This is a genomic window from Halorubrum sp. AJ67, from assembly GCF_000513435.1.
This window is the reverse complement of record NZ_CBVY010000002.1, coordinates 316,433-324,390: the sequence shown is the minus strand read 5'-3', so window position 1 is coordinate 324,390 and position 7,958 is coordinate 316,433. Positions and strand designations below refer to the sequence as shown.

At 68.0% G+C, this 7,958-nt stretch carries 7 protein-coding genes; 2 read left to right on the top strand and 5 right to left on the bottom strand.

The window, feature by feature from the left end; genetic code table 11:
• The first annotated feature begins 691 nt into the window (after nt 1-691).
• A complete protein-coding gene (locus tag BN903_RS03345; protein WP_048076366.1) occupies nt 692-1,630 on the top strand; it encodes an endo-1,4-beta-xylanase in 939 nt (312 codons plus the stop codon).
• 56 nt (nt 1,631-1,686) lie between these two features.
• Here the strand turns inward: BN903_RS03345 and BN903_RS03340 are convergent, their stop codons facing one another.
• Nucleotides 1,687-2,616 (bottom strand): NAD(P)-dependent oxidoreductase, encoded by a 930-nt coding sequence (locus BN903_RS03340; RefSeq protein ID WP_048076365.1) that lies wholly within the window; start codon nt 2,614-2,616, stop codon nt 1,687-1,689.
• 145 nt (nt 2,617-2,761) lie between these two features.
• Between BN903_RS03340 and xacR the strand changes: the two genes are divergently transcribed.
• Complete coding sequence (xacR, locus tag BN903_RS03335) at nt 2,762-3,517, top strand: HTH-type transcriptional regulator XacR (protein WP_048076364.1); 756 nt, start codon at nt 2,762-2,764, stop codon at nt 3,515-3,517.
• A gap of 322 nt (nt 3,518-3,839) precedes the next feature.
• On the opposite strand, the gene uxaC is transcribed toward xacR, so the two are convergent.
• The 4 genes from uxaC to BN903_RS03315 all read right to left on the bottom strand — a co-directional run.
• The gene (gene uxaC / locus BN903_RS03330; protein WP_048076363.1) at nt 3,840-5,207 is read right to left on the bottom strand and encodes a glucuronate isomerase; all 1,368 of its coding nucleotides are present in this window, start codon (nt 5,205-5,207) and stop codon (nt 3,840-3,842) included.
• Nucleotides 5,208-5,267: 60 nt separating this feature from the next.
• Nucleotides 5,268-6,191: a polysaccharide deacetylase family protein gene (locus BN903_RS03325; RefSeq protein WP_195155697.1), complete on the bottom strand. Its 924-nt coding sequence runs from the start codon at nt 6,189-6,191 to the stop codon at nt 5,268-5,270.
• A gap of 47 nt (nt 6,192-6,238) precedes the next feature.
• Nucleotides 6,239-7,213: a mannonate dehydratase gene (locus tag BN903_RS03320; protein WP_195155696.1), complete on the bottom strand. Its 975-nt coding sequence runs from the start codon at nt 7,211-7,213 to the stop codon at nt 6,239-6,241.
• Nucleotides 7,214-7,270: 57 nt separating this feature from the next.
• A partial coding sequence (locus tag BN903_RS03315; RefSeq protein ID WP_048076362.1) for an SDR family NAD(P)-dependent oxidoreductase occupies nt 7,271-7,958 on the bottom strand: 688 nt, incomplete at its 5' end.

The window sequence follows — 7,958 nt, the reverse complement described above, 5'->3', positions numbered from 1 at the left end:
TACTCCCCTGTGCGCCTTGCCCTCCCACGACTCAGTCACTCGACGGGTACAAAAGCGTAATAACTTCGTATAGCATACATTATACGAAGTTATACGTATTGAGGACGGCGAACGGCACGCCGACCGCGAGTACGCGGAGGTAGTCGGCCCCGTACGCGACCGCCGCCGGGTCGTCCGACAGCACCCCGACGAGCGACCGGGGGGTCAGCCAGAACAGCGCCGCGACCGGGAGCGCGATCGCCGTCGCGAGGACGACGCTCGACCGAACGACTTGACCGAGTTCGTCGCGGTCGTCGGCACCGAAGTGCTGGGAGACCAACGCGATGGTGCCCGCCGCCGTCCCGCCGCCGACGGCGAACGACACCCCCCAGAACGGGCCGGCGAACCCCATCCCGGCGATGGCCGTCTGCCCGAGCGCGACGCCGACCATCGCGGTGTCCGCGACGCTTTTGGACATCCGCGCGAGGCCGGTGACGATGCGCGGCCACGCGAGGTCCGTCGTCTCCTCTGCTCGCTCGCGGCCGACGAGTCCGAGCCGGGCGAGCAGCGCGCCGATGCCCAGCAGAAGCAGTCGGAGCAGGTTCGGAAGCCGGACCACCGTACGCGACGACACTCACAGCCGTCCAATAAGTGTTGTCGACGCAGCTTCGGAGTCCCCCGGTTTCAAGACGAATCCCCGCAAAGACCAGCTATGCGAACGCTTCGCGACGCCGCAGCGGAGGCGGACCTCCACGTCGGTGCCGCCGTCGACGTCGAATCGCTCCGGACGAACACCGACTACCGGGAGACCGTCGCCCGCGAGTTCGACGCGGTCACCGCGGAGAACGCGATGAAGTGGGGGCCGCTGGCGGACGGCGAGTCCGGCTACGACTTCGCGGCCGCCGCCGACGTCGTCGACTTCGCGGCCCGCCACGACATGTACGTCCGCGGCCACACGCTGGTCTGGCACCGAATGTACCCCCAGTGGGTCCGGCCGTGGGCGCGCTCGGACGCGGAGATGCGACGGCTGCTCAGCGACCACATCCACACGGTTGCCGGCCGGTACCGGGGACGAGTGGACGCGTGGGACGTGGTCAACGAGGCGGTCGCCGACGACGGCGGGCTCCGAGAGAACGCGTGGCTGAACGCGCTCGGCCCGGAGTACATCGACCGCGCGTTCGAACACGCGGCCGCGGTCTCGGACGCCGACCTCTTCTACAACGACTACGGAGCCGACGGGCTGTCCGCGAAGGCCGACGAGGTCTACGAACTCGTGTCAGACCTCGTCGCCCGCGAGGTCCCCGTCGACGGCGTCGGCCTCCAGTTACACGTCTTCGACGACGTGGTGCCGCCCGCGGACGTGGCCGCGAACGTCGAGCGTCTCACCGACCTCGGGCTGGACGTCCACATCACCGGACTCGACGTCGGCATCGGGGAGGCGGTCGCGGACCGCGACGAGCAGGCCGAGTACTACTACGACGTCGTCTCGGCCGCCGTCGACGCCGGCGTCGACACGGTCGTCACGTGGGGCGTCGACGACGGGCAGTCGTGGCTCCCGGCTCGGGGATTCGGTGACGCGCCGCTCCTGTTCGACGAGGAGTTCCGGCGCAAGCCCGCGCACGGGGCCGTCCTCGACGCGCTCGGGGAATAGCGAGGCGCTCGACGAACAGCGACGCGCTCAACGAACAGCGACGCCGGCCGCCGACGCTACGCGAACTCTGGGCCGTCGACGTCCTCGTCGGCCGCCTCCCGCCAGGTGTGTTCGGGCGTCCACCCGAGGTCGCGTTCGGCCTTCGCGGTGGTGAACGCCGACTCGTCGCCGTCGGTGTCGCACGGCGGAGCCTCGTCGAACAGCGCGTCGAAGAGGGCGGCGGTGTCGACGCCGAGGTAGTTCTCCGCCGCGTGACAGAGGTACGCCTCGTGGCCGTCGACTTCCGCGTCCACCGCCGCCGTGACCATCGACGTGAGGTCGCGGACGTCGACGTACGACCAGAAGTTCCCGATACCGCCGTCCGGCGGGTCGTCCGTCGAGCGAGCGGCCAGCGCGTCGACGTCGAAGGCCTCACGGTTCTGTTCGGTCAGGTACTCGCCGGGGTACTGTACCCACGACGGCCGGATCGAGGCGATCGAGACGTCGTGTTTCCGCGCCATCGATCGGGCGACTGCTTCGCCGGCCTCCTTCGAGACGCCGTAGGCGTCTTCCGGCCGGAGCGGGTGCGCCTCGTCGACGGGGACGTACTCGGGTTTCAGCACCTCGTCGGCGAACGGGAACCCGTAGGCGGACTCGGAGCTCGCCCACACGACGTCCGCACCGGCGTGACCGGCGGCGTCGAAGACGTTGTACGCGCTCTCCGTGTTGTTCGTGAACACGCGCGACTCGGCGTGACCGGTCGGGTCCGGAATCGCCGCGAGGTGGACGACGGCGTCGGGGTCGGCGCTCGCGACGAGCTCCAGCGTCTCGCCCTGATCGGTCAGGTCGACCTCGAAGAACGACGCACCCTCGGGACCGCCTTCGGCGGGGAGTCGCCGGTCGAGGCCGACGACATCGCGGCCGTCCGCGACGAGTCTGTCGACCGTCCACTGTCCGACCCCACCGAGCGCGCCCGTGACGACGACATCGGCTGATGCTGAACTCACGCTCGGAGTCACGACGGGGAATCTAATGAAACACGGGGTCCGGGTGCGATCCGTGCGTTCAGCACGCATCGACCGCCGCGAGTGATCTCATTTTTGTTCTGTTATCCAGAACATTTATCACTGCTATATGTCGTAATTGATCGGTATGGACGCAAAACATCCGGTTCGAACCACCGAAAAGACCCTCGCGCTGGTCGAGGAGCTGATGGACCGCGAGCCGTGCGGAGTGACGGAGCTGGCGGACGGGCTGGAGATGGGGAAAAGCGCCGTTCACAACCACCTCACGACGCTACGAAAGCACGGATACGTGCTGAAATCCGGCGACGAGTACCAGCTCGGGCTGAAGTTCCTCGAAGTCGGGGGGTCTACCCGGAAGTCGATGGAGTTCTATCAGGTGGCCGAGCCGGAGGTGAAGTCGCTCGCGGACGAGACCGGCGAGCTCGCGAACCTCCTCGTCGAGGAACAGGGGATGGGCGTCTATCTGATGCGATCGAAGGGGGAGGACGCCGTCGACCTCGACACATACGCCGGGCTTCGGACCCATCTCCACACCACCGCACTCGGGAAGGCGATCCTCGCGTACCTGCCCGAGTCTCGCGTCGAGGAGATCATCGAGCAGCACGGAATTGAACAGAAGACCTCCCGGAGCGTCGGCTCCCGCGAGGAGCTGTTCGACGCGCTGGAGGGCGTCCGCGACCGCGGATACGCCATCGACGACGGGGAGCGGCTCGAAGGGCTGCGCTGTATCGCGGCCCCGGTCAAGGACTCCTCGGACGAGGTCCTCGGCGCGATCAGCGTGTCCGCGCCCGCCAGCCGCGTCAGCGACGACGACCTCCACGGCCGGCTCCCCGAACGCGTGCTCAGCGCGGCCAACGTCGTCGAACTGAACATCAACTACTGATACCCGTTCTATTATACAGAACAGTTGTTCGACGCGTTTCGATTCCGGTTGGTGGGGGAGCTGTCCGCGATAATCGCCGAAATTCGGCGGGGTATCTCGTTCGTTTCTGGTATACTATTACTATTGTACGACTGTAATGGTTACCGGCGAGACATCCAGATAAGTGTTCTGTATATCAGAATATATCAGATAACTCGACGAACGAGGCCACTCCCTCGCCCGCGCTCCAACCGAGCGCCTGCCCGGCGTCGTCCGCGTCTCGATCCACCGCGAAAGCCGCGGTACATCGCCCTGTGTCTACGGGATCCTCGCCGGTGCCGCCTCAGAGCCCGTACAGCTCTTTCGGGCGATCGTAGGCGACGTGCTCGACGAGACGCTCGGCGTTGTCGTAGGGGAGCCGGCCGCGGTCGACCATCCTGCCGACGGCGTTCGCGAGCGACCGGCGGAACATCTCGAAGCGGGAGCCGTAGGAGACGAGCTTCCGGGAGTCGCTGACCATGCCGGCGTGGTTCGCGAGGAGGTCGACGGACGCCACCCGTTCCAGCTGGGTTTCGATCCCCATCGGGCTGTCGTTGAACCACCACGCCGGCCCGACGCTCACGTTCGGGTACGCGCGGGAGACGACCGCGAGGCTCGGGTAGTGCGCCGGGTCGAGCGTGTAGACGACGATCTCCATCTCGCCGTCGAAGCGGTCGAGGAAGTAGTCCAGCCCATCCACGAGGTCGACGTCTTGCGTCGACACGTCCCCGCCCGCGTTCTTCCCGAGGTCGTCGTAGAGCGACTCCCGGTAATCGCGGACCGCGCCGACGTGAAGCTGGGTCGTCCAGCCCGCCTCGCTGTTCAGTTCGCCGACGAACTCCAGCAGGAACGCCTTGTAGTCGCGGACCTCCGGCTCCGTGAGGCTCGCGCCCCGGCGCGCCTTCGCGTACACGTCGCCGGCGCGCTCGACGCTGACGGGCCGAGAGACCGGCGTCGTCCCGGTCCCGATGTCGCAGGCGACACAGCCGTGATCGGCGAAGTAGTCGTGGGTCTCCGCGAGCGCGTCCAGAAAGCCCTCGAAGTCGTCCACGGCCGGCTCCGTGACCGCGTCGAGTTCGTCGACGAACGACTCCCACGCCGGAGTCTCGACTTTCAGCGCGCGGTCCGGCCGCCACGTCGGCCGGACCTCGACGCCCCGAACCTCGGTCTCGGCGCGTTCGTGGTACTCCAGCCGCGAGGTCGGGTCATCGCTGCTGCACAGCACCTCGACGTTCATCTCACGGAGGACCGATTGGGGCCGCATGGCGTCGGTCGCGAGTTGGCGTTTCGTCTCCGTCCAGATCTCGTCGGCGGTGTCGGCGTTCAACGGTTGCTCGATACCGAACCGGCGCTTTAAGTCGAGCTGGACCCAGTCGTACGTCGGGTTCCCCGCGAAGTCGGGAAACACCTCGGCCAGCGCGTCCCACTTCTCCCGGTTGCCGGCGGCTCCCGTAATCTTCTCCTCGGGAACGCCGCGCTTGCGCATCAGCTGCCAGACGTAGTGGTCGGTTGCGCCCTCGACCTCCCACACGTCGCTCCACGGCTCGTCGTCGACGACCTCCCGGAGGTCGATGTGGTTGTGCGGGTCGACGACGGGCAGGTCCGCGATAGCGTCGTAGAGGTCGACGGCGGTCTCGGAGTCGAGCAGGTACTCTTCGTCGATGAATCCCATACCGGTCGTTCCAGCGAGACCGACAATAAAAGTCCCGACACTGGCGGTCGGCGCGTCCGATCAGGGCGTCAACGTCAGCGACTCCGCGTCCAGTGAAACCTCGTAATAGCCCCGTTCGTTCCACGGTAGGGGGCGTCCGTTCTGTTCGAGCGTGCCGCCGTCGACGGTGACCCGGAGGCGTTGACCGTCCGGGAACGCGTCGGGACACTCCCACTCCCAGACGGTCTCGTCTCCGACTTCGGTCGGAGTCACTCCCTCAAAGAATCGCTGTGCCCGCCAGTACGACCCGATGCGAGCGACCGTGTCGACCCAGACGCCGCCGGCGGTCGCCGCGTGCTCGATGCTCGCCGCGAGTTCGTCGACCTCGACCGGCGCGTACCCCTCCTCGTCGGTCGGCGCGATACTGTGGAACGTGAACAGGAGCCACTCGCCCGCGTCGCGCGCGTCGTCGACCAGCCGGTCGAACGTCTCCGCGGTGTCTCCGGATTCAGCGACGTAACTGGGCAGCTCGTAGGGGTCCGTCTCGCCGTCGGGTGCGACGGTCCCGCCGCCGACGCCGCGGTTCAGCAACAGCCCCATCTCTCGGGCGGCGTCACGCCAGCCGCGGTCGCCGAACGGCGACGCCATCGTCGTCACGCCCGGCTGGTCGAGGTCCTCCGTGAGGTACGACGTACACGCATCCAGCTCCGCCCGCCGGCTCTCCCGCGGCGTCCCGAAGCTCCCGCCCGTGAGGTCGCCGTGCGGGTGGCTCGCGGTGTGGTTGCCGAGTTCGTTGCCGTCTGCGGCGATCGCCCGCCAGGCGTCGGCCGAGGCGTCGCGGTCGCTGGAGACGTAGAAGGTGACGTCGGCACCGGCCGCCCGAAGCGCCCCGTAGTGCTCGACGTGCGACGGGAGCGCGTCGTCGAAGGTGTACGAGACCGCGCTCCGGAAGCCCGCCCAGTCGAGGACGCGTAGATTCCCCGGTTCGCCCGACGGGCGGGACACGTCGTCGCGTGGCGGCACTGGAGGCGGGGACGGGTCGTTCACGGGGCTCACTCTGCCCGCCCGTCGCCGGTCGGTCGGGTCTGCTCTAAGAGGCCGGTCATGTAGCCGACGGCGAACAGCCGCCCCATGTCGGTGTAGCCGGCCTGCGCGTCGTCGCGGTGGTCCTCGCCGAGCATCCGCGGGACGTGGTCCGGGCGAATCGGGCCGTCGAACCCGACCTCGCGGCACGCCTCCATCGCGGCGAGCATGTCCGTCGGGCCGTCGTCCTGCCACGTCTCGACGAACTCCTCGGGCGTCCCGTCGACGTCCCGGAAGTGGACGAAGTGGATGCGGTCGCCGAACCGTCGAATCGTCTCCGGTACGTCTGCGTCCATCGCGGCGTAGTTGCCCTGACAGAACGTCAGCCCGTGGTTCGGGCTGTCGTGGAGATCTAAGATACGCTGAACGTTCTCCACGGAGCTGACGAGCCGGGGGACGCCGCGGACGGAGTCGACAGGGGGGTCGTCGGGGTGGAGCGCGAGCTTCACGCCCGCCTCCTCGGCGACCGGGACGACCTCGTCGAGGAAGTACTCCAAGTTCTCCCAGAGCTCCGCCTCGGTGATGTCCACGGGATAGTCGGGCGCGCGCTCGGACTGCTCGTGGTCGTAGGCGGTCGTCCGAGAGTCTCCCCGTAGCGGCACCTCGTCTGTGGTGCGGAGGACGCCGACCGGGTTCTCGGTCCACACCCAGCAGTAGACGTCGACGCCGACCCGCCCCATGTTGCGGATGAGCCGCTTGACCGTCTCGATCTCCTCGTCGCGACCGTCTCGACCGAGTACCGTCTTCGTCATCGGCGGGCGGTCCTCGACGACGTCCAAGGAGAGCCCGTGGTCGGCGAACCGGTTCTTCGTCGCGAGCAGCGAGTCGTACGTCCACCACTCCTCTTCGCCCCAGAACCGGACGACCGCGGCCTCGACGCCGAGCTGGCGGGCGAGCGTCCATCGCCGGTCCGGTCGCGGCGGCAACATCAGTGACGTGTCCATGCGTCGGCTTCGTGGACGCTCCCAATAGTAGTTCCGTGTGCGGGGTTCGGCCCCGAGTTACTGCGCGCTGTCGTCGTACCCGCCGTCGACGGTGATCACTTCGCCGGTCGTGAAGGAGGCGGCGTCGCTCGCGAGGTAGAGCGCGGTCCCGACCATCTCGTCGGGCGTGGCGACTCGACCCATCGGGGTGCGCTCGTCGACGGTCTCGCGGAACTCGGAGCCGTCGTCGAGCTTCGGGCCGGCCATCTCGGTCTTGACGAAGCCGGGCGCGATGGCGTTCACGCGGATGTCGGGCGCGAGGTCGGCCGCGGCGGCGCGCGTCAGCCCGTTCACGCCGCTCTTCGCCGCGCAGTAGGCCGCCCGGGCTTCCCGGGCCTGGTCGGCGGACATCGAGGAGATGTTGATGATGCTCCCGGCGTCCATCTCCCGGGCGAACACCTGACAGGCCGTGAAGACGCCGGTGAGATCGACCTCGATGTCCTGTTGCCACTCCTCGTCGGTCATCTCGGTGATCGGCGACTGAGCGACCGTCCCCGCCGAGTTGACGAGGATGTCGACGTCGCCGACTTCTTCGACGGTCGCGTCGCGGAGGGTTTCGAGGGAGTCGGCGTCGGTCACGTCACACGTCACCTCGGCGGTGGCCGCGCCGCGCTCGCGAAGTTCCTCGGCGACGCGCTCGACGGCGTCCGCGGAGCGGCTGGTCGCGACGACGTCGGCACCGTCCTCGGCGAACCCGAGCGCGATG